At 58.4% G+C, this 25,725-nt stretch carries 16 protein-coding genes and 2 pseudogenes; 10 read left to right on the top strand and 8 right to left on the bottom strand.

Annotated elements, in window-relative coordinates; genetic code table 11:
* The first annotated feature begins 117 nt into the window (after positions 1 to 117).
* Complete coding sequence (locus ACYZTL_RS19680) at positions 118 to 1,920, top strand: hypothetical protein (RefSeq protein WP_461953157.1); 1,803 nt, start codon at positions 118 to 120, stop codon at positions 1,918 to 1,920.
* A gap of 32 nt (positions 1,921 to 1,952) precedes the next feature.
* Here ACYZTL_RS19680 and ACYZTL_RS19675 read toward each other — a convergent pair whose 3' ends face one another.
* The gene (locus tag ACYZTL_RS19675; protein WP_461953156.1) at positions 1,953 to 2,291 is read right to left on the bottom strand and encodes a PA4575 family protein; all 339 of its coding nucleotides are present in this window, start codon (positions 2,289 to 2,291) and stop codon (positions 1,953 to 1,955) included.
* A 351-nt stretch (positions 2,292 to 2,642) separates the two neighbouring features.
* Complete coding sequence (locus ACYZTL_RS19670; RefSeq protein ID WP_461953155.1) at positions 2,643 to 5,081, bottom strand: Lon protease family protein; 2,439 nt, start codon at positions 5,079 to 5,081, stop codon at positions 2,643 to 2,645.
* Between the two features lie 276 nt (positions 5,082 to 5,357).
* On the opposite strand from ACYZTL_RS19670, the gene ACYZTL_RS19665 reads away from it, so the two are divergent.
* The 5 genes from ACYZTL_RS19665 to ACYZTL_RS19645 all read left to right on the top strand — a co-directional run bounded on the left by ACYZTL_RS19665 (position 5,358) and on the right by ACYZTL_RS19645 (position 10,213).
* Complete coding sequence (locus tag ACYZTL_RS19665; protein ID WP_461953154.1) at positions 5,358 to 5,846, top strand: DUF3015 domain-containing protein; 489 nt, start codon at positions 5,358 to 5,360, stop codon at positions 5,844 to 5,846.
* 93 nt (positions 5,847 to 5,939) lie between these two features.
* Positions 5,940 to 7,793, top strand: coding sequence for an Lnb N-terminal periplasmic domain-containing protein (locus ACYZTL_RS19660; RefSeq protein ID WP_461953153.1), 1,854 nt, complete (start codon positions 5,940 to 5,942; stop codon positions 7,791 to 7,793).
* 115 nt (positions 7,794 to 7,908) lie between these two features.
* On the top strand, positions 7,909 to 8,937 hold the full coding sequence (locus ACYZTL_RS19655) for an IS110 family RNA-guided transposase (RefSeq protein WP_461950982.1): 1,029 nt from the start codon (positions 7,909 to 7,911) through the stop codon (positions 8,935 to 8,937).
* A 354-nt stretch (positions 8,938 to 9,291) separates the two neighbouring features.
* Positions 9,292 to 9,648 (top strand): hypothetical protein, encoded by a 357-nt coding sequence (locus ACYZTL_RS19650; protein ID WP_461953152.1) that lies wholly within the window; start codon positions 9,292 to 9,294, stop codon positions 9,646 to 9,648.
* A gap of 70 nt (positions 9,649 to 9,718) precedes the next feature.
* Positions 9,719 to 10,213 carry a GreA/GreB family elongation factor gene (locus ACYZTL_RS19645; protein WP_461953151.1) on the top strand — a complete coding sequence of 165 codons (495 nt, stop codon included), beginning with the start codon at positions 9,719 to 9,721 and terminating at the stop codon, positions 10,211 to 10,213.
* A 172-nt stretch (positions 10,214 to 10,385) separates the two neighbouring features.
* Here ACYZTL_RS19645 and ettA read toward each other — a convergent pair whose 3' ends face one another.
* A complete protein-coding gene (ettA, locus tag ACYZTL_RS19640; RefSeq protein ID WP_461953150.1) occupies positions 10,386 to 12,050 on the bottom strand; it encodes an energy-dependent translational throttle protein EttA in 1,665 nt (554 codons plus the stop codon).
* A 285-nt stretch (positions 12,051 to 12,335) separates the two neighbouring features.
* Here ettA and ACYZTL_RS19635 point away from each other — a divergent pair, with 285 nt between their 5' ends.
* Positions 12,336 to 16,184 (top strand): sensor domain-containing protein, encoded by a 3,849-nt coding sequence (locus ACYZTL_RS19635; RefSeq protein WP_461953149.1) that lies wholly within the window; start codon positions 12,336 to 12,338, stop codon positions 16,182 to 16,184.
* Between the two features lie 239 nt (positions 16,185 to 16,423).
* Positions 16,424 to 17,677 (top strand): serine hydroxymethyltransferase, encoded by a 1,254-nt coding sequence (gene glyA / locus ACYZTL_RS19630; RefSeq protein WP_017340875.1) that lies wholly within the window; start codon positions 16,424 to 16,426, stop codon positions 17,675 to 17,677.
* A gap of 73 nt (positions 17,678 to 17,750) precedes the next feature.
* Here the strand turns inward: glyA and lanM are convergent, their stop codons facing one another.
* Positions 17,751 to 20,813, bottom strand: a complete 3,063-nt coding sequence (gene lanM / locus ACYZTL_RS19625) for a type 2 lanthipeptide synthetase LanM (protein ID WP_461953148.1) — start codon at positions 20,811 to 20,813, stop codon at positions 17,751 to 17,753.
* A 58-nt stretch (positions 20,814 to 20,871) separates the two neighbouring features.
* Positions 20,872 to 21,024, bottom strand: coding sequence for a hypothetical protein (locus ACYZTL_RS19620; protein ID WP_461953147.1), 153 nt, complete (start codon positions 21,022 to 21,024; stop codon positions 20,872 to 20,874).
* A 354-nt stretch (positions 21,025 to 21,378) separates the two neighbouring features.
* On the opposite strand from ACYZTL_RS19620, the pseudogene ACYZTL_RS19615 reads away from it, so the two are divergent.
* Both ACYZTL_RS19615 and ACYZTL_RS19610 read left to right on the top strand, forming a co-directional pair.
* A pseudogene (locus tag ACYZTL_RS19615) lies at positions 21,379 to 21,576 on the top strand (GntR family transcriptional regulator); the annotation flags it as partial.
* Positions 21,577 to 21,601: 25 nt separating this feature from the next.
* Positions 21,602 to 22,203, top strand: a pseudogene (locus tag ACYZTL_RS19610) (GntR family transcriptional regulator).
* 55 nt (positions 22,204 to 22,258) lie between these two features.
* On the opposite strand, the gene yjiA reads toward ACYZTL_RS19610, so the two are convergent.
* The 3 genes from yjiA to ACYZTL_RS19595 form a co-directional block, all read right to left on the bottom strand.
* A complete protein-coding gene (yjiA, locus tag ACYZTL_RS19605; RefSeq protein ID WP_461953146.1) occupies positions 22,259 to 23,230 on the bottom strand; it encodes a GTPase in 972 nt (323 codons plus the stop codon).
* A gap of 163 nt (positions 23,231 to 23,393) precedes the next feature.
* A complete protein-coding gene (locus ACYZTL_RS19600) occupies positions 23,394 to 23,591 on the bottom strand; it encodes a YbdD/YjiX family protein (RefSeq protein ID WP_007895266.1) in 198 nt (65 codons plus the stop codon).
* A gap of 14 nt (positions 23,592 to 23,605) precedes the next feature.
* A complete protein-coding gene (locus ACYZTL_RS19595; RefSeq protein WP_461953145.1) occupies positions 23,606 to 25,672 on the bottom strand; it encodes a carbon starvation CstA family protein in 2,067 nt (688 codons plus the stop codon).
* Between the last annotated feature and the right edge of the window lie 53 nt (positions 25,673 to 25,725).

Raw genomic sequence — 25,725 nt, 5'->3', positions numbered from 1 at the left:
CCACCTGTTGCACCCAGAAACCGTCGGAAAATCCGTCACCTGCGCGTGTGTGACAAGGTTTTTCTGCTAGTGTCCAAACCATTGACAGCTCAGCGACATCGGACAGGAAGACTGGGAATGGATGTGCGATTGCCTTTAACGAGCGCCGCAATTGGCTTGGTTCTGCTGATGAGCGGCTGCTCACCCGGCGAAGACAAACGTCAGGTCAGCCTCGAGGAAAAGATCGCGCAGTTCGAGAAGTCCCTGGAGGCCATTCAGGACCCGAAACTCAAGGATGCCGTGGCCGAACTGGGTGGCTCGCTGCTGTTACTCGAGCGTGCACAACTCAAACTCGACAGCAAACCCGTGGCAACCGAGTACGGCGAAGACGTCCTTGCCGTGCTCAAGCACTATCCCACGCCCCAGGCCCTGGTCGACACGTACATCAACGGCCTGATGGTGCTGCACAAGGATTCCAGCTCCGATTACCTGACTGACCTGCAACCGGTGTTCCCCTTCAACTTCGACATTCCGGCCACGTTTCTCTTTCCCCATGGCCTGGAATGGCAGTCGGTGACCCTGAGCAACAAACGCGTGATTGCGTTTCAGCCGGAATGGTCGGAAACCGATCCGGGCATCCAGCTCAGCCCGTCGAGTTCCAATCTGACCAACCCCGATGACCTGACAGTTACGTATCCGTTCATCGATGGCCTGGACGTGGAAAACAAGAACCAGCCGCAGCCCGTCAGCCTGCAAGGCAAGGTGGAAGTCATCGCGCCGCGCAGGCTTTATAGCTTCGACCTGACGAAAAAGGACGTTGGACAGACCCACACCAACGACAACCTCAGCGTCACCTTGCTGAAGCTGGCAAACAACTACGCCGAAATCGAGTTCAACAACAGCGCACCGCTGGCACCCGAGGTCGGCGAAACGCCACTCAACCCGCTGATCGTTCAGGCGAGGGACGCCACCGGGCAACTTCTTTTGCGTTCGGGTTCGATCAACGAAACCGCCGCGCAAATTGCCTTCTATCAAAAACAGCTCGCAAAAATGCAGCAGCAAAAGGCCTGGAGCGAGACGTTCGAAAAACAGCTCGACGAAGAGCAGCGCGCCTTTGAGAAGCAACAAAAAAACCATTACTCCAAGGTCTATTTCAACGGGCCGATCGAGACCCTTGAAGTCAGCCTGCTCGACTTCTCGACGGCCACGGTCACACGCAAGGATCTGGACCTGCCAGTCCGTCGCTTCGACCAGCACACCACCGAAAAAACCATCCAGCCACTGACCTTGCCGGTGGTGGTCTACGACGATCAGGCCCCGACCTGGCTCAAAGGCGCGACGCTGAGCGAGGAGCAACTGAAAAAAAGCGTCAACATCCGGCAATCGGTCGATGACCCGAGCGCCGCGCGCATCGAGTTCGATCACACCCGAAGTTTCAACGATGAACTGCTGGGCACTTCCTTCAACCCCGGCGATAGCCCGGTCAGTTTCTTTACCGAGGACAGCAGCGGTAAACGCGATGAACCGATCGAGTTGCCGCCGGAGGCGTATCAGATCGATCCCCTGCGCGGCATCATCACTTACGATCTGAACCTGTTTGCGCAAACGCCGGCCTACGCGGTGGGCTCCATGCCGCTGTTCCTGGCGACGGTGGACAAGCAGACACTCGACGCCCACCAACTGCCCAAAGGCCTGGAATTGAAAGGCAATGCGCTGGTGGTTGATCTCAAGCTGTTTCCCGCCCAGGAATGGCGCTTTTTCGCCACGGACGACAGCGGTCACTACCTCAAGGAGATTCTTTCGGTCATTCACGACGCGAGCGCAGAAGGCCCGGCGCTATTCGGCGTGCATTACTTCTATGGCCTGCCCACACGCTTGGAAACCTACCAGCGAACCGACCTCACCACCGTGCAATATGGTTTCGAGGTCAAGCTGGACTAGGCTGACACTTCCAGCCTTGCCCAATAGCCCACTCAATGGTCGGGGCGAAACTCGAAGCCCAGGTTGCGGCAACGACCACCATTGATTTCCCGCAGCTGTGCTTGCAGGTGCAGGCACCAGATTTGCGGATCGTCGGCCAGCTCGTAGCCGTGCAGGGTCAGGCTTTCAACAATGGTGTCGAGGATTGATTCAGCCACGAAGGGACCATGAAACGGGCCTTGGGCTTTGATGGCTGACGGTTGTTCGCCGGCCATTCCGGCGGCGAAGAGTAAGGTCCACATGCCCGTATCCCCCGCCAAAGGGCGGATGGCACACTCGATACGGGTCACAAGACCCAGGCATTGACGGGTGAGGCAGAGGTTGCGCGACATGGCAGCGACCCTCGTTAGATCCGGTATTCAGCCCCCACGGGAGAGCTGTCTCGATCCAGTGATAACTGTCGATATCCTAGAGCTCAGAATAGAAGAAAAGTCTGACCAGCACGTCAACTGAGACCAGAATGCGCCGAATGGTCACTGCGTGAGGTTTGAAGTCAGAGTGATGGCACGTTCTTTGGCGCAACACAAAATCAAAATGTGGGAGCGGCGGTGCGACGATTCGACTTGCTCGCGAAAGCGGTGTGTCAGGCGACATTGATGTCAACTGACACTCCCTATTCGCGAGCAAGTCGAATCGTCGCACCGCCGCTCCCACAGTGGATCGGTGTGACTCTCAGAGTTGCGTCAGGCCGGCTTGGTTTCCACCAACGCTTCCTGCGCAGCCTCTTTCTCGGCTTCCTTGAGGTCTTCTTCGCTGATCATTTCCGCAATGACCCGCAAGCGTTCCACCACCCGCGCATTCACGCTGCCTTCAGGGAACTCGCCATTCTCATCCGGCGCACCGGCAGGCTCGCCGACCAACAGGCTCAACGCCTCATCGGCCTGACGCACCGCATAGACATGGAACTGCCCCGCGCGCACCGCCGCCAAAACCTTCTCGTCCAGCATCAACGTGGTGACGTTGGCCTGAGGAATGATCGCCCCCTGCTCACCGGTCAGCCCGCGGGCTTCGCAAAGGCGGAAGAAGCCTTCGATCTTCTCGTTGACCCCGCCCACCGCCTGCACTTCACCGAACTGGTTGATCGAGCCGGTGATGGCAAAGCATTGCTTGAGCGGTGTTTTCGACAAGGCCGAAATCAACGTGCACGCCTCACCCAGCGACGCACTGTCACCATCGACGTAACCGTAGGACTGCTCCAGCGCGATGCTCGCAGAAATCGCCAACGGAAATTCCTGGGCGTAACGGCTGCCCAGATACCCGGTGAGGATCATCACGCCTTTGGAGTGAATCGGCTGGCCGAGGTTAACTTCGCGCTCGATGTCGACAATGCCGCTGCCGCCCGGATAGACCGTGGCGGAAATCCGCGCCGGTACACCGAACGCCGAGTCGCCCACCTCCAGCACCGTCAGCCCGTTGCACTTGCCGACCGCCGCGCCATCGGTGTCGATCAGGATGATCCCGGCCAGCATGTCATCGAGAATCCGCGCCGAAACGCGCCCGGTGCGGGTGGCCTTGGCCTTGAGCGCACGCTCGATGTGCCCGGCGTCGGTCATTTCGTCGCCCGCGAGGTGACGAATGAAATCCGCCTCGCTGACCAGTTGGAACAGGTCACCGATCCGCGCCGACAAACGTCCCTGATGCTCAGCCAGACGCGCACTGTACGTCGCCACACGTGCCACAGCATCGGCAGTCAGCGGCGCCATACCCTCTTCGGAGGTGCGGGTTTTCAGTAACTGGGCGAACTGTTCCAGGCTCTCATCGACCATCGGGATGTCTTCGTCGAAATCCACCAGAACGCGGAACATCTCCTGGAAGTCCGGATCGAGGTCTTGCAGCGTGTAATACAGCTGACGTGCGCCGATGATGACGACTTTGACCTGCAACGGGATGTGCTGCGGTGTCAGGGTAACGGTGGCGAATCGGCCCATCTCGCCGAGTGGCGATTCCATTTTCAGCTTGCGCGATTGCAGGGCGCGCTTGAGCGCATCCCACACGAACGGTTCGCTGAGCATTTTTTCCGCTTCGAGGATCAGGAAACCGCCGTTGGCACGGTGCAGTGCGCCCGGTCGCAATTGACGATAAGTCGTGAAGAGCGCGCCCTGATCGGTGCTGTATTCGATGCGACCAAACAGGTTTTCGTAGGTCGGGTGCGGTTCGAACACCACCGGCGCACCGCCGCTGGCCGAATGACCGACCACCAGGCTCGGCGCGTATTGCTCTTCCAGCATCTTGCGGGCAACGGCATCGACCTTGCTGTCGTCCACCAGTTGCTCGACCACGGTTTTCAGCAGATAAACCTGCATCGCCTGCAGGTAACCGCACACCGCCGCGTTCTCGGCGTACTTCTCCGACAACGGCGACAGCAGCGGCTGCAAGGCCAACGTGATGGTTTCTTCGTTGAGGTGGCGCAGTTGATTGCTCGACTCACGCTTCCATTGCGGCAGGCTGGCGAGTTCTTCGTTCAGGCGCTCTTCCAGACCGGAAATGTCTTCGTGAAAACGCTCGCGATCGGCTTCCGGCAACTGAGCGAATTCCGCTTCATCCAGCGCCTTGCCTTCGCTCATCGGCGTGAACGCGATGTTGCTCGCGTCGCGGTAAAGCGCGACTTCTTTCTCCAGCGCCAGGCGCTCGATGATGTCCAGCGCCTTGTCGTAGCGCTGGTTGAAAGCGCGGTCGATCGCACTTTTCTTCTGCTGATAGGACGGGTGTTCAAACACTGCGGGGAACGTCGCCACCAGGTTGTCGATCAACGTGTTGATATCACCGATAAACGCGCTGGCCGTTCCCGAGGGCAATTCCAGGGCACGAGGCTCGCGCGGCTCATCGAAATTGTTGACATAGACCCAGTCCGCCGGGGTTTGCAGGCGTTTGCCTTCGGCTTTCAGGTAGCGTTTGACGAACGAAAACCGGCCGGTGCCAGGTTCGCCCATGACAAATACGTTGTAACCGGGGCGTGGCATGGCCACACCGAACTGCAAGGCCTCGACCGCACGTTCCTGGCCAAGCACACCGCGAAAGGGCTCCAGATCATTGGTGGTAGAGAAGCTGAACTGTTCAGCGGAAAACGGACGGGTCAGCGCTTCGGGCGCTAGACGCAAGCTGGCAGCAACAGGATCAGGCATCGGGCTTCCTTACATCAGGCGGGGCAGATAGCGGCATTCTGGCGCTGCCCCTACCTCACTTGCAAGGTGCGCCTTTAGCCAAAGCATAGCCAAACCGCCATCTCCAGGCGGGCCGGGTCTAAATCAACGCTTTCAACGAATATTTCGCAAAAAATCACGGAACCCCTGGATCGTGCCTAAACTCCAGACTGCGCGGCTGGAACAATAACCGGCTCACTGGCGCCAGATCGGGCCAGACCCCTCGTCCATTGGTATGCACATAAAGAGAACAAAGCTATGAAACGGATTCTTCTCGGTACTCTCTTCACCGTTGTATCCCTCAACGCCATGGCACAAGCGCCAGGCGGCCCGGATTGCGGTTGGGGCAACATGCTGTTCGAAGGTCAGCGTGGCACCCCGGCTCACTTCCTGGCATCCACCACCAACGGCACTTCCGGTAACGCAACCTTCGGTATGACCTCCGGTACCAACGGTTGCTCGACTAATGCGTCGCTGACCTATGGCGGCAAATCCTGGATTGCCATGAATGGCATGATGAACGAGCTGTCCGAAGACATGGCCAAAGGTAACGGCGAAGCGCTGACTACCTACGCCGTGGTCCTGGGCGTGGCGCCGGAAGACCGTGCGCACTTCGCCGCCGTGACTCACGAGCACTTCCAGCAGATCTTCAGCAAGGCTGACGTGACCGCTGATGATGTGCATACCAACACCCTGGCCGTTTTGAAGGCCGATCCCCGTCTGGCCAAGTACGCAACTCAAGCATAAGCTCGACCCGCCCGTTCCTTTCGGGGAGCGGGTTTTATTTTTTGGACCTGCTCCTCTTTGGGTCTTTATTCTCGAACTTCTAAGTTGCCCACTATGCTCAAACGCCTTGCCTGGCTGGCGCTCTGTGTCTGTGCCCCGCTGTCCGCCGCGCCACACATCGACAATCAACGTTTGCAGCAACTGGCCAATGATCCCTTCTGGATTTCCCTCGGTCATTACGAAACCGCCAAGCTCGGCGGCTGGCGCAGCTATGTCAGCGACAGGAAGTTCTTTCTGGCGCCCGACGGCAACGAACATCCCGATCGCGAACTGGCCGCCACCGTTCAGGCGCTGTACGCCCCGGCCAGTGCGGGCGAAAAGCACGCGCAATGCGTCTACCCGGCGCGTACTCGCTGGCTCAAGGCACAACTCAATCTGACCGGTCTGCCGACACTGGACTGCACCGAATTCAAGCAATGGTTCAAGGATGTCTCGCCCCACAGCGCGGTGATGATTTTCCCGGCGGCCTATCTGAACAGCCCGTCCTCAATGTTCGGCCACACCCTGCTGCGCATCGACCAGGCAAATGTGCAGAGCGACAAAACATCTTTGCTCAGCTACGCGATCAACTTCGGCGCCTATATCGAAGGTTCGGACAACAGCATCCTGTACGCCTGGAAGGGCTTGATGGGCGGCTATCCGGGCCTGTTTGCGCTGGTGCCGTATCAGGAAAAACTCTCGGAATACCGCAGCCTCGAAAACCGTGACCTGTGGGAATACCGGCTGAACCTGACGCAGCAAGAAACCGAGCGCATGGTCGAGCATGTCTGGGAACTGAAACAGATCCAGTTCGACTATTTCTTCTTCGATGAAAACTGCTCCTATCGCCTGCTGGAACTGCTGCAGGTAGCGCGCCCGAGCCTGCGTCTGACCGAACAATTCCCGCTGACCGCGATTCCAACCGATACCGTCAAAGCGGTGAAAGAAGCAGGCCTGGTGGAATCCATTCAGTATCGGCCCTCCCGCGAGCGTGAGCTGCTGAGCCGCGCCGAGCCGCTCACCGATGAAGAACAGCAGTGGGTATTGAAAGTCAGCGCCGACCAGAAACTATTGCAGGAACCGGCGTTCAAGGCGCAACCACGCGAGCGTCAGGCGCTGATCATCGACGCGGCTTACCGACTCGAACGCTACCGCGCCAACGGCCAGGAGCGCGACCCGCAACGGGCTCAGCGCAGTTTCGAATTGCTGCGGGCGATCAACCAGAACCCGGCACCGGAGCTGGACATTCCGCAACCCGGCCTGCCCGAGGACGGCCATGAATCCCGTACCTGGCAGGCCGGCATCGGCACCCGGGGCGACAAGGCGTTTGGTGAATATGGCCTGCGCATGGCCTATCACGATCTCAACGACAACTCCGAAAGCTTTCCCCTCGGCGCACAGATTGAAATCCTGCAGATGAAACTGCGCCAGTACGAAGGCAATCACTGGCAGTTGCAGCAACTGGATCTGGCGACCATTCGCTCCCTGACCCCGCGCAACGAGCTGTTGCAACCGCTGTCGTGGCAAGTCACCGGAGGCCTGGAGCGCGTGCCGGGCAAACATGACGATGAAACCCTGGTCAGTCACGTCAACGGCGGTGGCGGCGGCACCTGGCAATTGAGTGAGGACATGCTCGGTTTTGCCTTGGGCACGGTGCGCGTTGAGCACAACAACGACTTCGCTGGTTTCATTGCCCCGGCGGCAGGTTTCAACAGCGGCGTGCTGTGGAACAACCCGCTGGGCAACTTCAGCCTGGAAGCCAAAGGGGATTTTTTCACCAATGGCGAAGTGCGTCGTAGCGTGAGTCTGAACCAGCAGTGGGAATTGTCGCGCAACCTCGGTCTGCGCCTGAGCGCCCATCGCGAATTCAGCCACCTCGCCTCGCCCGAAAACGAAGTGATGCTCGAGGTGAAGTGGTATCACTACTAGATCAAAAGATCGCAGCTCCTACATGAGATCGCGTTCCCCTAATGAAATGGCTACCCCCACCGCCCCCTGTGATCGCCCACTAACCTTCACAGGGGGCTCATCGGAGATCATTGCCATGAACAACGTAGCTATCGCCGCCATCGACCTGGGAAAACATACCTTTCACCTGCATGCGCAAGATGATCGCGGCCATGAGCTTTACCGTAAAAAATTTACGCGGGTGGCGCTCACGCAGCACCTCGCAAATCTCGCGCCCTGCACCGTCGTGATGGAAGCCTGTGGCGGCGCCCACTTCATGGCGCAAGAGGTCGCCAGGCTCGGGCATACACCCAAGCTCATTGCCCCTCATCTGGTGCGTCCTTACGTAAAAAGCAACAAAAACGACTTCGCTGATGCCGAAGCGATCTGCGAGGCGGCGACCCGGCCCACGATGCGTTTTGTACCACCCAAAACCCAAGCCCAGCAGGCGCTGGCCATGGCCAATTCGCTACGTGAGTCGTTCATTAAAGACCGCACGGCGACCGTCAATCGGATTCACGCCGCCCTGCTGGAGGTGGGCGTCAGTCTCGCCGCCGGCTTCAAAGCCATCAAAGAGCTTCCAGCGTTGCTTGAGGTGAGTTCATTTTCTGAACGCATCAAGAAAAATCTGATGCTGCTGCATGGGCACTTCAATTACCTGGATGGGCAGGTCAAAGCGCTGGATAAAGACGTGGAATGCCAGGCCGCTGAAGATGATCTGGCGGCGCGTTTGATGACCATGCCGTGTGTCGGCCCGATCACCTCCAGCGCCCTGGCTGCCGAGCTCGGTGATGGCAAGCAGTTCAAATGCGGGCGCGGCTATGCGGCCTCCATCGGATTGGTGCCCAAACAACATTCCACGGGCGACAAAACCGTGCTGCTGGGTATCAGCAAACGTGGCGATCGAAACCAGCGACGCCTGCTCATCCAGTGCGCCCGCGTGTACTTGATACAGCTGGATCGACAAAAAGGCGCTTTGGCGGACTGGGTCCGCCAGCTCTTGGCGTCCCGCCATCACTCCAACCTTGTGGTCTGTGCGTTGGCCAACAAGCTGGCCCGAATCGCTTGGGCGATTGCAGCCCACCACACTGAATTCGATGCGGGGCCAGCCGCGATGAACGCCTGACCCCGCTGTCACCCGAGCACCACCCACCTGGTTTTGCGATGCTGGATAACTGATGACGTGAACGGCCAACCGGCCTGACGACAACCCTGGGCTCCTACACGGCTGAAAGGCCGTTCCACTAATTAGGGTCGTTGGGCATCGATTCTCATCGAGGCGCGGGGACACCCCCCCACTCAGACGCCGGATAGATGAAAGCAAGCCAAACACGTATCAAAAACAGTATTGCAGAAAAGGGGGTAACCATAGATGTAGGAGCTGCCGCAGGCTGCGATCTTTTGATCTTTCTTTCACGCCCCGTCGACAAATCCGCACCTAGACTTCACCTATAGGCCGTTAAACGGCCGGGAGTCCGAGATGTGGCGTTGCGTGGGTGTGGTGGGATTGTTGCTGTTGTGCGCGGGTTGCCAGACGACCCACGAAGATCTGATTGCCAAGGGTTATCCACCTGCGTTCGCCGATGGCTTCGATGACGGTTGCAGCAGTGGCCGGCAAGCTGCCGGGGCGATCACCGGCGAGTTTCGCAAGAACGTCCCCCGCTACCTCAAGGACAAGCAATACGCCGAAGGTTGGAGCGACGGTTTCCGCCAATGCCAGGCCATGCGCGAAAGAGAAGACCGCGAGGACTATCGCAGCCACCATTGGGACGAGCGTGAAAAAGCCTGGCAGCAACAGAAAGACCAGGACGCCGCCCGTGCGTTTCGCTCGCAATGAGTCGCTTCCAGACATCCGTCGAAACTAAAAGACAGTCACCATGGCCCAACCCCTATAACGGGAGAAAACCATGAGTCGCGCCTTCGTCAATGAAGATAACGCTGCTGCGCAAGCCGATCAGCCCGTCGAACGGCAGGTCAGCGCGCAACCCAATTACGTCACACCCGCCGGACTTGCCCAGTTGCAGGCGAAAGTCGTTGAGGTGCAAAACTTGCTCAATGAGCAAAGCGCAAAAGGTGATCTGGCCGACAAACAACGCCAGGCCGACCTTGAGCGTGATTGGCGGTATTTCAACCAACGCGTGCAGAGCGCTCAATTGGTCACGCCCGCTTCCTCCACCGATAAAGTGCAGATCGGCAGTTGGGTGACCTTTGCCGATGTTCAGGGTAACGAACAGCGCGTGCAGTTGGTGGGCGAGGATCAGGCGGATGCCGCCAGCGGGTTGGTCAATTGGGGCTCGCCGCTGGGCCGGGCCTTGCTGGGCGCGCAGGTGGGGGATGAGGTGGTGTGGAAGCGGCCGGTGGGGGATTTGGTGATTGAGGTTTTGTCGATAGCGATCGGCTAATTTTGAGGACGCCTTCGCGAGCAAGTCGAATCGTCGCACCGCCGCTCCCACATTTGGAATGCATTCCCCTGTGGGAGCGGGCTTGCTCGCGAAGGCCGCGCCGCGGTGATACTGAAATCACAAAAAAAAACGGAGCCCCGAAGGCTCCGTTTTTCATGCAACCAACCTGAAATCAGGCCAGTTTCTTGTAGCGTACCCGGTGTGGCTGGGCAGCGGCTTCGCCAAGGCGCTTGCGACGATCGGCTTCGTACTCGGTGTAGTTGCCTTCGAAGAACACCGCTTGCGAGTCGTCTTCGTACGCCAGGATGTGCGTCGCGACGCGGTCAAGGAACCACCGATCGTGAGAGATCACAATGGCGGCGCCCGGGAAGTCCAGCAGGGCTTCTTCCAGGGAACGCAGGGTTTCAACGTCGAGGTCGTTGGACGGTTCGTCGAGCAGCAGGACGTTGCCGCCCTCTTTCAGGGTCAGGGCCAGGTGCAAGCGACCGCGCTCACCACCGGACAGGTCCTTGACGAACTTCTGCTGATCGCCACCCTTGAAGTTGAAGCGGCCGACGTAAGTGCGCGACGGAATCTCGTAGTTGCCGATGCGGATCTGATCCGAACCGTCGGAGATTTGCTGGAACACCGTCTTGCTGCCGTCCAGGTCTTCGCGGCTCTGATCGACACACGCCAGTTGCACGGTTTCGCCGACTTCGATGCTGCCCGAATCCGGAGTTTCCTTGCCCATCAGCATGCGGAACAGGGTCGATTTACCGGCACCGTTACCGCCGATCACGCCAACGATGGCGCCTTTAGGCATGGAGAACGACAGGTTGTCGATCAACACGCGATCGCCGTAGCCCTTGGAGACGTTCTTGAACTCGATGACCTTGTCACCCAGGCGCGGACCGGCCGGGATGTAGATCTCGTTGGTTTCCGAACGCTTCTGGAATTCCTGCGATTGCATTTCTTCGAAGCGTTGCAGACGAGCCTTGGATTTCGACTGGCGGGCCTTGGCGCCTTTGCGCACCCACTCCAGTTCTTCCTTCATGGCTTTTTCGTGGGCCGACTGCTGCTTGGATTCGGCAGCGAGACGATCGGACTTGGCTTCAAGCCAACCCGAATAGTTGCCCTCGTAAGGAATCCCCGCGCCGCGGTCGAGTTCCAGAATCCAGCCGGCAACGTTGTCCAGGAAGTACCGGTCGTGCGTGATCGCTACCACGGTGCCCGGGAAATCGTGCAGGAAGTGCTCCAGCCAGGCGACGGAATCGGCGTCCAGGTGGTTGGTTGGTTCGTCGAGCAGCAGCATGTCGGGGGCGGACAGCAGCAGGCGGCACAGGGCGACACGACGCTTTTCACCACCAGAGAGGAATTCGACCTTGGCGTCCCAGGCCGGCAGACGCAGCGCATCGGCGGCGACTTCCAGCTGGCGATCCAGGTTGTGACCGTCGCTGGCTTGCAGGATGGCTTCGAGCTTGGCCTGTTCGGCTGCCAGTTTGTCGAAGTCGGCATCTTCATCAGCGTAAGCCGCGTAGACCTCGTCCAGGCGCGCCTGGGCGTTCTTGATCACGCTGACCGCTTCCTCGACCACTTCACGCACGGTTTTGGTCGGGTCCAGGATCGGCTCTTGCGGCAGGTAGCCGATGTTCAGCTCCGGCATCGGACGGGCTTCGCCCTCGAACTCGGTGTCGACGCCGGCCATGATTTTCAGCAGCGTGGATTTACCCGAACCGTTGAGGCCGAGCACGCCGATCTTGGCGCCAGGGAAGAAGGACAGTGAAATGTTTTTCAGGATTTCCCGCTTCGGCGGAACAACTTTGCCCAGCCGATGCATGGTGAAGACGTATTGAGCCATGGAGAACCTTGGGTCAGTGACAGATGAATGATTGAAGCGCGGGCGATGCCCGGCCAGGCCGTGCGCGTCGTCCGATAGATGGCTATCAATAAGGACGCGCTGAAAAAGCCTGATTCTAGGAGCTGGAACGCTCCCGCGTAACCGGCAAAGCTACCTGAATGACGAGAGGCAGTCCAGCCGGGAGGGACTGGCACTTTGCTACAACTCAAGGCATGCTAGCCGCCCTACGGGCGTCCGGCTTATAGTGCACGTCGCGCCAGTCCAGCCCAACCGCAGGATTACAGTTTGTCCAATGTCACTCCGCCGCTGACCCCCCGTGCACCTACTGTTGCGCTTGGCTCCCCCCTGCCCGGAACCCTGAAAGGCGCGCTGGCGACACTCGTGCTGTTGCTGCTCGCCCTGCTGTTCTGGCAACTGCTGGATCAGCTGCGCGAAACCCAGAAAAACCAGCGTCAGTACACGATCGACTACACCGCCGATCTGGCCGCGCAAGTCAGCCTGAACATGTCGCTCAATGCGCAGATCGCCCTCAACCTGCTACCGATCGTCGAACAGCCGCAAAACGCCGACGAACAGCAGGAGCTGCTTCGCAAGCTGCAAAAATCCTTGCCCGATCTGCGCAGCCTCGTGCTGTTGAGTCCCTCCGGCAAAGTCCTCAGTGACAGCGCGGCTGACAGCGACGACGCCGACTACCTCGTCGAGCTGGTTCGTCGCAGCCGTGCCCAGGGCCACTTTTTCAGCAACTCCGATAACGGTTCGATGGTGCACTTGCTGCTGCATCAAGCCAGCGGCAGCATTCGTGGCTACTGGGCCCTGCGTCTGAAGCCGGGCTTTTTCTCATCACTGACCAAACAGAACGAGACCGGCATCCGTCCGCTGTGGCTGGTGGAAAACCGCTTCAATCACCAGGTCATCAGCCGCGATGAATCGCAGCCCTTGGTCAGGCCGAGCGAACTGACCGAAGACGATGTGGCCAACAGCGTACTGACGGTTCCCCTGAGCAACAGCGACTGGCAATTGCGCGGCTTGTTCGACCGCAAACGCGTGATTGAAGAACTGCTGCCCGCGTTCATCGGCAAATGCCTGTTGGGGCTGGCGTTCTCCCTGCTGCCGCTCTTTGCCCTGCTGGGCATGCGCCGCCGTCAGCACCAGGTGACTGAAGGTCGTCGACGCTATCAGGATATTTTCGAAGGCACCGGCGTCGCGCTGTGTGTACTTGACGTGTCGGGACTCAAGAGTGCGTTCGACAAAGCCCGGCTGCACAACAGCGAACAATTGCGTGGCTGGCTGGAGTCTGCGGAACAGCGGCAGCAATTGCTGCAGGAACTGCGCATCACCGAGGTCAACCAGGTTGCCCTGCAACTGCTCAACGTCAACACCTGCGAACAAGCCTGGAAACTGCTGATCGACGGCAATCCGCTGGACGGCACCGCCATCGGCAATCAAATGCTCGAAGCGGTGCTCAACCAGCAGAAACAGCTTGAGCTGGAGATAAAACTCCCGGACGCCAATGGCCGCGACCAGCACTTGTGGCTGGTGCTGCGCCTGCCGGAAAACCAGGATGACTATAAAGCGGTGATCCTGAGCATCAACGACATCACCAGTCGCAAGCTCGTCGAACTGTCGCTGCTCGAGCGTGAAGGGTTCTGGTCCGATGTGGTGCGCACGGTGCCGGATCATCTGTACGTGCAGGACGTGATCAGCCAGCGCATGATCTTCAGCAACCATCACCTGGGCCAGACGCTCGGCTACAACCGTACCGAGCTGCACCAGATGGGCGAGTACTTCTGGGAAATCCTCCTGCACCCCGAAGATGCCGACTACTACCACCGTTCGCGCCAGGCCCAGCGTCACGCGGGCTACACCCAATTGCTGCACTGTCAGCTGCGCTTCCGTCACCAGGACGGCAGATGGCGGTGTTTCGACATTCGTGAGCAGGCGCTGGCGCGTGACAAGCATGACCAGGTCACGCGGATCATCGGTGTGGCCAAGGACATCACCGAGCAGATCGAGGCCAGCGAGTCCTTGCGCGACAGCGAGCAGCGTTACCGGATGCTCGCCGAAAGCATCAGCGACGTGATCTTCTCCACCGACAGCAAACTCTCGCTCAACTACGTCAGCCCGTCGGTGCAAGCGGTGCTGGGCTACGACGCCGACTGGATCTTCCAGAACGGCTGGCAGACAATCATTGCCAACCCTCAGCAATTATCCGGCATCCACGGCCTGATGGAGCGCGTCAGCAAAGCGGCGGATAAACCCGACCAACTGGCGCTGCTGCGCAGCCAGGTGCAGACCCAACTCTTCCTGTTCGACTGCCTGCGGGCCGACGGGCGCAAGATTCCTATCGAGTTGCGTCTGGTGCTGGTCTGGGATGAACACGGCGCCTTCGAAGGCGTGCTCGGTGTCGGTCGCGACATCAGCCAACAGCGCCGCGCCGAGAAAGATCTGCGCATGGCGGCCACGGTATTCGAACACTCGACCTCGGCAATCCTGATCACCGACCCGGCGGGCTACATCGTCCAGGCCAACGAAGCGTTCAGTCGCGTGAGCGGCTATGCGGTGGAGCAAGTGCTCGACCAGTTGCCAAACATGCTGACCGTCGACGAGCAGCAGGAAGCGCATTTTCGGTATGTGCTCAAGCAATTGAATCAACACAACACCTGGGAAGGCGAAGTCTGGCTCAAGCGGCGCAATGGCGAGCATTACCCGGCGTGGGTCGGCATCACGGCGGTGCTCGACGATGAAGGCGACCTGGCCAGTTACGTGTGTTTCTTCAGCGACATCAGCGAGCGCAAGGCCAGTGAACAACGGATTCACCGCCTCGCCTATTACGACGCCCTGACCCACCTGCCCAATCGCACGCTGTTCCAGGATCGCCTGCACACCGCGTTGCAATCGGCGGAACGGCAGAAGTCCTGGGTGGTGCTGATGTTCCTCGACCTGGACCGTTTCAAACCGATCAACGACTCCCTGGGCCACGCCGCCGGCGATCGCATGCTCCAGGAAATGGCCACGCGCCTGCTCGGTTGCGTCGACGATGACGACACCGTGGCGCGCATGGGCGGCGACGAATTCACCTTGCTCCTGCAACCGCGCATCAACCGGGAAATCGCCCTGAACCGGGCGATTCACGTGGCGGAGCAGATCCTCGCCAGCCTGGTGACGCCGTTCGTGCTCGAAGGCCGCGAGTTTTTCGTCACCGCCAGTATCGGCATCGCCCTGAGTCCGCAGGATGGCAGCGAGCTCAGTCAGTTGATGAAGAACGCCGACACCGCGATGTACCACGCCAAGGAGCGCGGCAAGAACAACTTCCAGTTCTATCAGGCGGACATGAACGCCAGCGCCCTGGAGCGCCTGGAGCTGGAAAGTGACTTGCGCCATGCTTTGGAACAAGACGAATTCGTCCTGTACTACCAGCCGCAATTCAGCGGCGACGGCAAGCGCCTGACCGGCGCCGAAGCCTTGCTGCGCTGGCGTCACCCGCGCCGCGGACTGGTGCCGCCGGGGGATTTCATTCCGGTGCTCGAAGAACTCGGGCTGGTGGTGGATGTCGGCGACTGGGTGATCAGCGAGGCCTGCCGTCAGCTCAAGACCTGGCATCAGGCCAAGGTGCGGGTGCCGAAGGTGTCGGTGAACATCTCCGCGCGGCAGTTTTCCGATGGCCAGCTCGGCACGCGGATCGCCACCATCCTCAAGGAAACCGGCCTGCCGCCGGCGTGCCTGGAGCTGGAACTGACCGAAAGTATCCTGATGCGCGAAGTCAGCGAGGCCATGCAGATTCTTGCCGGGCTGAAAAACCTCGGGCTGAGCATTGCAGTCGATGACTTCGGCACCGGTTATTCATCGCTCAACTACCTCAAGCAATTCCCGATCGACGTGCTGAAAATCGACCGCACCTTTGTCGACGGATTGCCGTCAGGTGAACAGGACGCGCAGATTGCCCGGGCGATCATCGCCATGGCCCACAGCCTGAACCTGGCGGTGATCGCCGAAGGTGTGGAAACCCATGAGCAGCTGGACTTCCTGCGTGAGCATGGTTGCGATGAGGTTCAGGGTTACCTGTTCGGGCGTCCGATGCCGGCGGGCCGGTTTGAAGCGCAGTTCAGTCATGATGCGTTGTTCGTGTTCGACTGAAGAGCAACCACTGTGGCGAGGGAGCTTGTCGGAACGCCGCACCGTCCCGCTTGAGTGCGCAGCGCTCACAAGATTTTGGGGCCGCTTCGCAGCCCAGCGGGAGCAAGCTCCCTCGCCACAGACACCGCTGATCCCGTCATGAAGCCCACTTGTCTGCGACATGATCTCCTTTCATATGCCATCTAAAACCCATTGGGTTAGAATGCCCCCCTTTTCTGCCCCGATCCTTGAGGACCGCCATGTTCAGCCGTGATTTGACTATTGCCAAGTACGACGCCGATCTCTTTGCCGCCATGGAGCAAGAAGCTCAGCGCCAGGAAGAGCACATTGAGCTGATCGCTTCGGAAAACTACACCAGCCCTGCGGTGATGGAAGCTCAAGGCTCGGTACTGACCAACAAGTACGCCGAAGGCTACCCGGGCAAGCGCTACTACGGTGGTTGCGAGTTCGTCGACATCGTCGAGCAGCTTGCAATTGATCGAGCTAAAGAGCTGTTCGGCGCCGACTACGCCAACGTTCAGCCGCACGCCGGTTCGCAAGCCAACAGCGCCGTTTACCTGGCTCTGCTGCAAGCAGGCGACACCATCCTGGGCATGAGCCTGGCTCACGGTGGTCACCTGACCCACGGTGCCAGCGTTTCGTCCTCCGGCAAGCTGTACAACGCCGTTCAATACGGTATCGACGCCAACGGCCTGATCGACTACGACGAAGTCGAGCGTCTGGCGGTTGAGCACAAGCCGAAAATGATCGTGGCCGGTTTCTCTGCCTACTCGCAGATTCTGGACTTCCCGCGTTTCCGCGAAATCGCTGACAAGGTTGGCGCCTACCTGTTTGTTGACATGGCTCACGTAGCCGGTCTGGTCGCCGCTGGCGTCTACCCGAACCCGGTACCGTTCGCTGACGTCGTGACCACCACCACGCACAAGACCCTGCGCGGTCCACGTGGCGGCCTGATTCTGGCGCGCGCCAACGCCGACATCGAGAAGAAGCTGAACTCCGCGGTATTCCCGGGCGCCCAGGGTGGCCCGCTGGAGCACGTGATCGCCGCCAAAGCGATCTGCTTCAAGGAAGCGCTGCAGCCTGAGTTCAAGGCCTACCAGCAACAAGTGGTGAAAAACGCCCAGGCCATGGCCAGCGTATTCATCGAGCGCGGTTTCGACGTAGTTTCCGGCGGTACTGAAAACCACCTGTTCCTGCTGTCGCTGATCAAGCAGGAAATCTCCGGTAAAGACGCTGACGCCGCTCTGGGCAAAGCATTCATCACCGTGAACAAGAACTCCGTGCCAAACGATCCACGCTCCCCGTTCGTGACTTCCGGTCTGCGCTTCGGCACTCCGGCTGTGACCACTCGCGGCTTCAAGGAAGCAGAGTGCAAGGAACTGGCCGGCTGGATCTGCGACATCCTGGCTGACCTGAACAACGAAGCGGTGATCGACGCCGTTCGCGAGAAGGTCAAGGCCATCTGCAAGAAGCTGCCGGTATACGGCGCCTGATTGCACCGCTGAACTGCGGCAATAAAAAAACCGGCCAGTGATGGCCGGTTTTTTTTCGTCCGGGTTTTGTTGCTCAGGCAGGCATCGGTCTCGCGAACTCCAGCGACAACACGTCAGGCAAACCGGCGTCCACGGCATGCAGCAGAGCCTGACCGACACCCGTGATGCCTAGCATCATGCCCAGATCAGGGATGTTGCGCTCAACCAGATAGTCTTCATTGAAGAAATTATGGGCCACTTGGGAAAGCGCACGTTTTACCTTCGCAATGCCCTGCTCATTGTTTGTCTCGCGGTAGAGTTTAAGCAGGCACATCAGGTTGCCAAAATCACCATGGCACAGGCTGTAACCAGACCCAAGCCCCTGCTCCCAGAGATGACGCTCGCAGCGTTCGGCGTCCTGCTCAAGGACCGTTCTGGTTTCGGCGTCCAGCGCGTCCCCCATCGTTTGAATCAGCCAACGCCGGGAAAGGAGAATACCGCCATCGCCATGGCACCACTTGATGGTGGATGAAGACTTCGCGTTTTCTCGCAGATCAAGCCAGAAGCCATCGACCGTGAGGCGGTTTTCTGCCTGCAACCACTGTGCAATCAGCTCGGCGAGCAAAGGATCTTTCGTTACCTCCCAAGCCTTGCCGATTGCCTGCAACACTCCGGAAATGCCATGAGAAAAGCCGGTCCACAGCGGTTTACCCGTTGAATTGAGCCGCAGTGTTCCGTTGTCCAGTGTCAGTGCCGATTGAATGGCATGGGAGAGCTTTTCAATCAGGGAGCGCAATGCTTCACGCTCTTCGAGCTGATAGAGATTCACCAGAACAGTCAGAGCGCCACACCAGCCATGAATGAAATCGAATTCATCGCCTTCGCGTGGAAAGTCGGCCAGTTTCAACAACAGTTCTTCAACGGTCGCCCGATAGGTCTGGCGGCCAGTCATTAGCTGATAATTGATCAACACATAGAGATAGGAAGTCAGACCGAAATAGGCACTGACCGTCAGCTCGCTTGCAAAATGACCATGGGATTGACTCATCCCACACAGAATTCGCTCGGCCTCATCCCGATGGCACGTTGTCCCACTGACCCGGAACAGGCTCAGGTAGAAAATCGCCAAGCCTCCCATCCCGTCGTACAAGCCGCTGTTCATGGGTGACAGGAAGTTACGCCGGGTCCGCGGATGCGCATCCATGAACGTCCAGCCAACATCACCCTCCTCGCCTTCCATGCGCAGTCTTTCGATGACCAGGGCAATGCTCAGCGCGCGTTCAAGGTATTGCGCGTGACTCATGTCCGCGACTGCTTTGAGATGATGTTCCCGGTTGAGTGGCAAAGCGTCATTGGCCACGGGAAACAGGCACATCTCCAATATATGCATCTGAAAGGCTTTATCTCTGGGCGAAAGGTTGTCGAGCTTACGGCGGCAACTGTCAAACGGACGCTCGATCGGCAAAGGGGCGACGGCCACGCCGTGAGCGTCGGTCAAGCCATTGGAAAGCAAAGACAGGGTGAAACAGGGAATGTTCGCCTTCTCCAGATCCTTGATTTCATAAGCTGGAATGCCGTAGCCGACGAGCGTCTCATTCAGATCCGACCACAGCGTCGCCAACAGCATTTCATGCCGGACCTTGCATTGGGTGAATCGCGGATGAAGCATCATGCTGATGAAGTCTGCGTAGCGTTGAGTGTTCTTGATCAGCACTCGGGTTTTCAACGCCCCGGCATGTTGCTCAAGCAGCTCAAGTACCGAACTGCGGCGATTCATGACTTCATCGTAGCCGTGCTCGAAACCGAGGAGAAATGCGCTTTTGAAGTCAATGACCGAACGCGCCGCACCTTCGAAAACAGGCAGGTGTCGCAGGGTCGGCTGATGTTCAACGATCACCTGTTTCAAGCGATAGAAGCCTTGCTCGCGAACCAGTTGTTTTTTTTTGGCCACAAATTGCTGCTGTCGGCTCAGGCCGCTGTAGTCATTCTGGGAATCTGGGGAATAAGGGACGAAACCGCTTGAGTAGACCGATTGGCTATTGAACTTGATGGCTTTGAAGAGCGCGCGCCCATGGGGCAGATTGACTTTCAAGTCGGCCATGGCCGAGGTGAACAGACACTCCAGATCGATCATCACCGGGCTGCTGCCGCAGGCAATAATGTTTTCGTAGTGGAAGTCGATCCCGTTCAAGGCGTGAATCACCGCGACCTGAGCGCCGAGTCGCTGAAAGAAAAGCACCAGATCACTGTCGCTTTCACACGCCTGGTTTTCGATTTTTTCAATCCAGCAGCGATTGTCCAAAGACACCATGATCGGTGAATAAACCGAAAAACAGGCTTTGCCACTCCGTTCATGAAAGTGGTCGAGCAAAGCGTTGTAGAACACTGCTTCTCGGTTACTCCTTGGTTTGTACATCAGGGACTTTTCGCCGACGCTGAGGCTACAAACGGTTTCGCCATTGGCATGGGAATCCCCCAGGCCGAGATTGATCGAATCGATCTGCCCGCCGGTCAATCCAAAAGTGCCCTCCAGACGACTGATATCTTCGACAAAATGCTCGATCACCTTGTAGAGGTAAGCCACTGTGTCTTTGAGCTGGTCCAGCAACAGGCGGGTCAGGACGGGGTATGACGTCAGAAAAGGGACCAGCGCATCGTCGCCCAGCTCCAGGTTAAACGCTTCGAGATCCAGAACGTCGCCATCAGCGATGCGGCTGTTCAGTTGATGGACCAGAGATTTTTCCGATAAGCCTTTAACAAGGGAAATGATATACGGAGAAACACTCGGCAGAAATGTATCGACATTAACCCACTTGCATAACAAGTTGAATTTAAGATCACTTTCGAACACATATTTAAAATACGCAGACCAGCGCGCGTAAAAACAACTGAACCCTTCCTGATCCGGACATTGAAACGGCAGCGAATTTACGACTTTGATTTCCTGATCAAGCGCCTCAACAACGGGAGCTACATTATTATCAGAATGAGCAGATTGTTTAAGCTGGATTAACAGCTCCTGCCGACTGCAGCCAAAATAATGCAGAACGGCTTTATCATCCTTATGCAAAAGCTCAAGGCACTTGCGCATTGTCTCGTGATCGGTTGCGACGCCTACGGAACTACGCTCATTGAAATTCAGAACATCATTCAACATCTGTCACCGCCCTAGACGAGCAGAGCGGGTCAATGACCCACCCTGCATTACAGAAGGATCAGCAGCAGCCGAGAACGGTGCAAGCCAGGGTTTCGCACTTGATAATGGTGCACATGGTGCCACCACCGTCTACACGAGTACTACCGGAATCTGCATACGCCTCGAACTCGGCTTCCAACTCACCTGACAGATCCATGATGTGTTCTTGCATGGGATTACTCCTAATAAAAATATAGTCGCCTTAGTTGGCGAAAATAAAAGTTATCACTGACCGACCGCATCCGCTCCCCTTAAATAAAACCAAATGTAAGCTACCCGCGCGGTGCATCACTCACAAAAAAACCCAGACCTAAATTCAAAGCCTTCACAACTCACACACAAACTAACAATTCAATACAGCGCCAGCTGAACCGACCAATGAAATCAGAACCTGGTACTGTTTTCTGAATTTAACAAGAACAAGACTTCACCTCTTATACCTTCCAGCCGAGAAAACCGGTTGCCCCGGCGCATCAGCAGGAATTTTAAACAACGTGTGCCTGCCTACGGGCAGGCACATTTATTCAGCAATGCCCTCAAGCAAAGGGCCGAGGTGTTGCGCAACTCCCCCGAGCATCTGACTGAACGTCTCGAAGAGAACGAAGCCGTGGTGCGCGCGATTCGCAGCGCCCAGGCCAGTGCCGAGATGCATCGCCATATCCTTCGCGAAGGACAGCGGATGGGTATCGAATTGAATATTCCGGACGACAACCTCGGCAGTTGAAACCCATTGAAACCGGAGACAGGCCATGAACAGCTTCGCTTCGCCGCCAACTCTTGTTGCCCTGCCCTTTTCCCCGCTGGCGGATGATCTCTACTCGCAAGTCTTCGACGCCATTCTCGAGCAACGCCTGCATGCGGCCAGCCGCTTTACTGAGGAAAGCCTGGCGCAGATGTTCGGAGTTCGCCGCAGTGAGATTCGCGGGGTGTTGACGCAACTGTCTCATCAGCAGGTCGTCGTGCTGCGCACTCAACATCGCCCTCGCGTCGCAATGCTCGATGACGAGCAGATCCGGCAGACGTTGCATGCGCGGCGACTGACTGAAACCATGGTGATGCGGCGATTCTGTTGGCGGGAGCGTTTCATTTGCAGTTGGCGGAAATGGCAGGGAATGCACCGTTGGCGCATTTTCTTGGCAATCTGGTGCCGCTGACGTCGCTGGCAGTTGCGCAGTTTGAGGTGCAGTCGGAGGGGTATTGCGATTGGCAGGTGCATGAGGAAATTGTAAATGCGGTGGAGCATGGGGATGCCCTGAAGGCAGAGGCATTGCTGAGCGGACATCTGGATTATCTTGAAGAAACATTACTGAATGCCGGACCGGTTCCGAGCCAGAATTGTGTTGCCGGGTAGATCGTCTTCGCGAGCAAGTCGAAGGCGGCATCAAACTCGCTGAAGATGTCAGGCCTTACTCCGCTGCCACCCGCGCAAATCCTTCCCGAATCTTCTCTTCCGGCAGGTCATCAGCAATAAACACAATCACGCTTTCACGCGCCTCGCCTTCCGCCCACTCCGTATCCCAGTCGAATCCGTACAGTTTCAGCACACCCTGAAACACCATGCGCCGCGGCTCGCCAAGGATGTTCAGCACGCCTTTGTAGCGCAGCAGTTGCTTGCCATGGTCTTCCAGCAGTTCGTTCATGAACTCGCTGAGCTTGTCGATATCCAGCGGCTTGTCAGTGCGCAGCACCAGGCTGGAAATGCGGTCGATGGAAGGCGCTTTGCTCACTGGGCGCAAACTCACGCCACCACCGAGGTCGGCATTCAGGTTGAAGCCGCGCACATCAAGCAGTTCGGCCAGATCGATCTGGCCGTGGTCGACCACGCGGATGGGCGCACGACGGTTGATGCGGGTCAGGCGTTCGCTCAATGCTGTGAAGGTCGGCTCGTCCACCAGATCGCGCTTGCTCACCAGCAAGCGGTCGGCGAAACCGATCTGCGCCTGAGCGATGGTTTGGGTCAGATGAGTGTCGGCGTGCGCCGCGTCGACCAGGGTGATGATGCCATCGAGGATGTAACGCTCGCGCAGCTCTTCGTCGATGAAAAAGGTTTGCGCCACGGGTGCCGGATCGGCCAGGCCGGTGCACTCGATCACCAGACGGTCGAAGGCGATTTCACCGCTGTCCAGGCGTTCGAGCAACAGGTAAAGCGCCTTGGTCAGGTCGGTGTGGATGGTGCAGCAGACGCAGCCGTTGGACAGCGTCATCACTTGCACCGGCTCATCACCCAACAGTTGGGTGTCGACGCCGGCGTCGCTGAATTCGTTCTCGATCACGGCGATTTTCAGGCCGTGCTCGGCTTTGAGCAGGTGGCGCAGCAGCGTGGTCTTGCCGGCGCCGAGGAAGCCGCTGAGGATCGTGACTGGAATTGGAGAGGACAACGGAGAGTCTCCTGTTTCACAAAGTTAAAAAACAACACAAAACAAATGTGGGAGCGGGCTTGCTCGCGAAGGCGGTGTGTCAGTCAGCATAAAATTTGACTGACAGATTGCATTCGCGAGCAAGCCCGCTCCCACAGGGAATTGCATCAAGCCGGCTGTTGCATCAACAGCACTTCGGCCCACCCTTGCCACCGTAACGAGCTTCCTGACGCTCCCGGAAGAACATCTCATAACTCATCACCGGTTTGTCCGGGTGTTTGGTTTGCATATGCTCGACGTAGTTGTCGTAGTCGGGCATACCGACCATCAGGCGCGCGGCCTGACCGAGGTATTTACCGAGGCGACTCAGGTCATTGAACATGCTGCACTCCTCGATCAGGCATCCGGCAGGGCCTGGAATGGCGCTTCTTTATCCGTACGTTCTTTTTGACCCCAGGCGGCAATACCGACCTTGAGCGCATAGAACAGGATACTGAAGACCACGAACAGGAACAGCGCCGTCAGCGTTGCGTTGGTGTAGGCGTTGAAGATCACGTGTTGCATCTGGGTGATGTCCTTGGCCGGGGCGAGGATCTGACCGTTGGCCAGCGCATCGCTGTATTTCTTCGCCAGCGACAGGAAGCCGATCGCCGGGTTGGCGTCGAACAGCTTGATGAAACCGGCGGTGGTGGTGCAGATCAGCAGCCAAACCGCTGGCAGCATCGTGACCCAGACGTAACGCTGGCGTTTCATTTTGATCAGCACGACGGTGCCAAGCATCAGCGCGATACCGGCCAGCATCTGGTTGGAGATACCGAACAGCGGCCACAAGGTGTTGATGCCGCCCAGCGGATCGATCACGCCCTGATACAGCAACCAGCCCCACATCGCCACACAACCGGCGGTGGCGATCAGGTTGGCGGTCCAGGATTCGGTACGTTTCAGCGCCGGCACGAAGGAGCCGAGCAAATCCTGGAGCATGAAGCGTCCGGCACGGGTGCCGGCATCGACCGCGGTCAGGATGAACAGCGCTTCGAACAGGATCGCGAAGTGGTACCAGAACGCCATGGTGTTTTCACCCGGCAGCACACTGTGCAAGATCTGCGCGATACCGACCGCCAGGGTCGGCGCGCCGCCGGCGCGAGCCAGGATGGTGGTTTCACCGATGTCCTTGGCCACCGCTTGTAGCGCTTCCGGGGTTATTGCAAAGCCCCAGCTGCTGACGGTTTGTGCCACTGCCACCACGTCACCGCCGACAACGGCGGCCGGACTGTTCATGGCGAAATACACACCTGGCTCGATCACCGACGCGGCAACCATCGCCATGATGGCCACGAAGGACTCCATCAGCATGCCGCCGTAACCGATGTAACGAGCGTTGACCTCGTTATCCAACAGCTTGGGCGTGGTGCCGGAAGAGATCAGCGCATGGAAACCCGAAACCGCGCCACAGGCGATGGTGATGAACAGGAACGGGAACAGACCGCCCTTCCACACCGGGCCAGTGCCATCGATGAACTGGGTCAATGCCGGCATTTTCAGCTCGGGCATGGTGATCAGAATGCCGATCGCCAAGGCGACGATGGTGCCGATTTTCAGGAACGTCGACAGGTAGTCTCGTGGCGCCAGGATCAGCCAGACCGGTAACGAGGCGGCCACGAAACCGTAACCGATCAGCATCCACGTAATCTGCACGCCAGTGAAGGTGAACGCCTTGGCCCACACCGGATCCGCGGCAATCTGCCCGCCGAGCCAGATCGAACCCAGCAGCAGCAACACGCCGACCACCGAGATTTCACCGATGCGGCCCGGACGGATGTAGCGCATGTAGATGCCCATGAACATCGCGATCGGGATGGTCGCCATCACCGTGAAAATGCCCCATGGGCTTTCGGCCAGGGCTTTGACCACGATCAGCGCCAGCACCGCAAGGATGATGATCATGATCAGGAAGCAGCCAAACAGCGCGATGGTGCCGGGAATGCGGCCCATTTCCTCACGGACCATATCGCCCAGGGAGCGGCCGTTGCGGCGGGTGGACATGAACAGGACCATGAAGTCCTGAACCGCACCGGCCAGCACCACGCCGGCAATCAGCCACAGCGTGCCGGGCAGATAGCCCATCTGCGCCGCCAATACCGGACCGACCAGCGGACCTGCGCCAGCGATGGCCGCGAAGTGGTGACCGAAGAGGATGTGTTTGTTGGTCGGCACGTAGTCCAGACCATCATTATTGAGTACAGCGGGAGTGGCTCGATTGGGGTCGAGTTGCATCACCTTGTTGGCGATGAACAGGCTGTAGTAACGGTACGCAACCAGGTAGATGGCCACGGCAGCGACCACAATCCACAAGGCGTTGATCGCCTCGCCTCGGCGCAATGCCACTACGCCAAGGGCGCACGCGCCTACGATTGCCAGCATCAGCCAGGGTAAGTGGCGTAGCAGGCTATTATTATTTTTCATTTTTTTATTCCAGCCAGGGTGGACAAGAAAGACAGCCATCGCGAGTTTAGCTC

The organism is Pseudomonas sp. LB3P81 (genome assembly GCF_054897965.1).
The sequence above is the reverse complement of the archived record's forward strand: the minus strand, read 5'-3'. Positions and strand labels throughout refer to the sequence as shown.

Excerpts from the sequence above, each read along its gene's own strand:
- ACYZTL_RS19670 (WP_461953155.1), bottom strand. The coding sequence starts at position 5,081 with ATGCCTGATCCTGTTGCTGCCAGCTTGCGTCTAGCGCCCGAAGCGCTG.
- glyA (WP_017340875.1), top strand. The coding sequence starts at position 16,424 with ATGTTCAGCCGTGATTTGACTATTGCCAAGTACGACGCCGATCTCTTT.
- lanM (WP_461953148.1), bottom strand. The coding sequence starts at position 20,813 with ATGTTGAATGATGTTCTGAATTTCAATGAGCGTAGTTCCGTAGGCGTC.
- ACYZTL_RS19660 (WP_461953153.1), top strand. The coding sequence starts at position 5,940 with ATGCTCAAACGCCTTGCCTGGCTGGCGCTCTGTGTCTGTGCCCCGCTG.
- ACYZTL_RS19595 (WP_461953145.1), bottom strand. The coding sequence starts at position 25,672 with ATGAAAAATAATAATAGCCTGCTACGCCACTTACCCTGGCTGATGCTG.
- ettA (WP_461953150.1), bottom strand. The coding sequence starts at position 12,050 with ATGGCTCAATACGTCTTCACCATGCATCGGCTGGGCAAAGTTGTTCCG.
- ACYZTL_RS19675 (WP_461953156.1), bottom strand. The coding sequence starts at position 2,291 with ATGTCGCGCAACCTCTGCCTCACCCGTCAATGCCTGGGTCTTGTGACC.
- ACYZTL_RS19620 (WP_461953147.1), bottom strand. The coding sequence starts at position 21,024 with ATGCAAGAACACATCATGGATCTGTCAGGTGAGTTGGAAGCCGAGTTC.
- ACYZTL_RS19650 (WP_461953152.1), top strand. The coding sequence starts at position 9,292 with ATGTGGCGTTGCGTGGGTGTGGTGGGATTGTTGCTGTTGTGCGCGGGT.
- ACYZTL_RS19665 (WP_461953154.1), top strand. The coding sequence starts at position 5,358 with ATGAAACGGATTCTTCTCGGTACTCTCTTCACCGTTGTATCCCTCAAC.
- ACYZTL_RS19645 (WP_461953151.1), top strand. The coding sequence starts at position 9,719 with ATGAGTCGCGCCTTCGTCAATGAAGATAACGCTGCTGCGCAAGCCGAT.
- ACYZTL_RS19655 (WP_461950982.1), top strand. The coding sequence starts at position 7,909 with ATGAACAACGTAGCTATCGCCGCCATCGACCTGGGAAAACATACCTTT.
- ACYZTL_RS19680 (WP_461953157.1), top strand. The coding sequence starts at position 118 with ATGGATGTGCGATTGCCTTTAACGAGCGCCGCAATTGGCTTGGTTCTG.
- ACYZTL_RS19600 (WP_007895266.1), bottom strand. The coding sequence starts at position 23,591 with ATGTTCAATGACCTGAGTCGCCTCGGTAAATACCTCGGTCAGGCCGCG.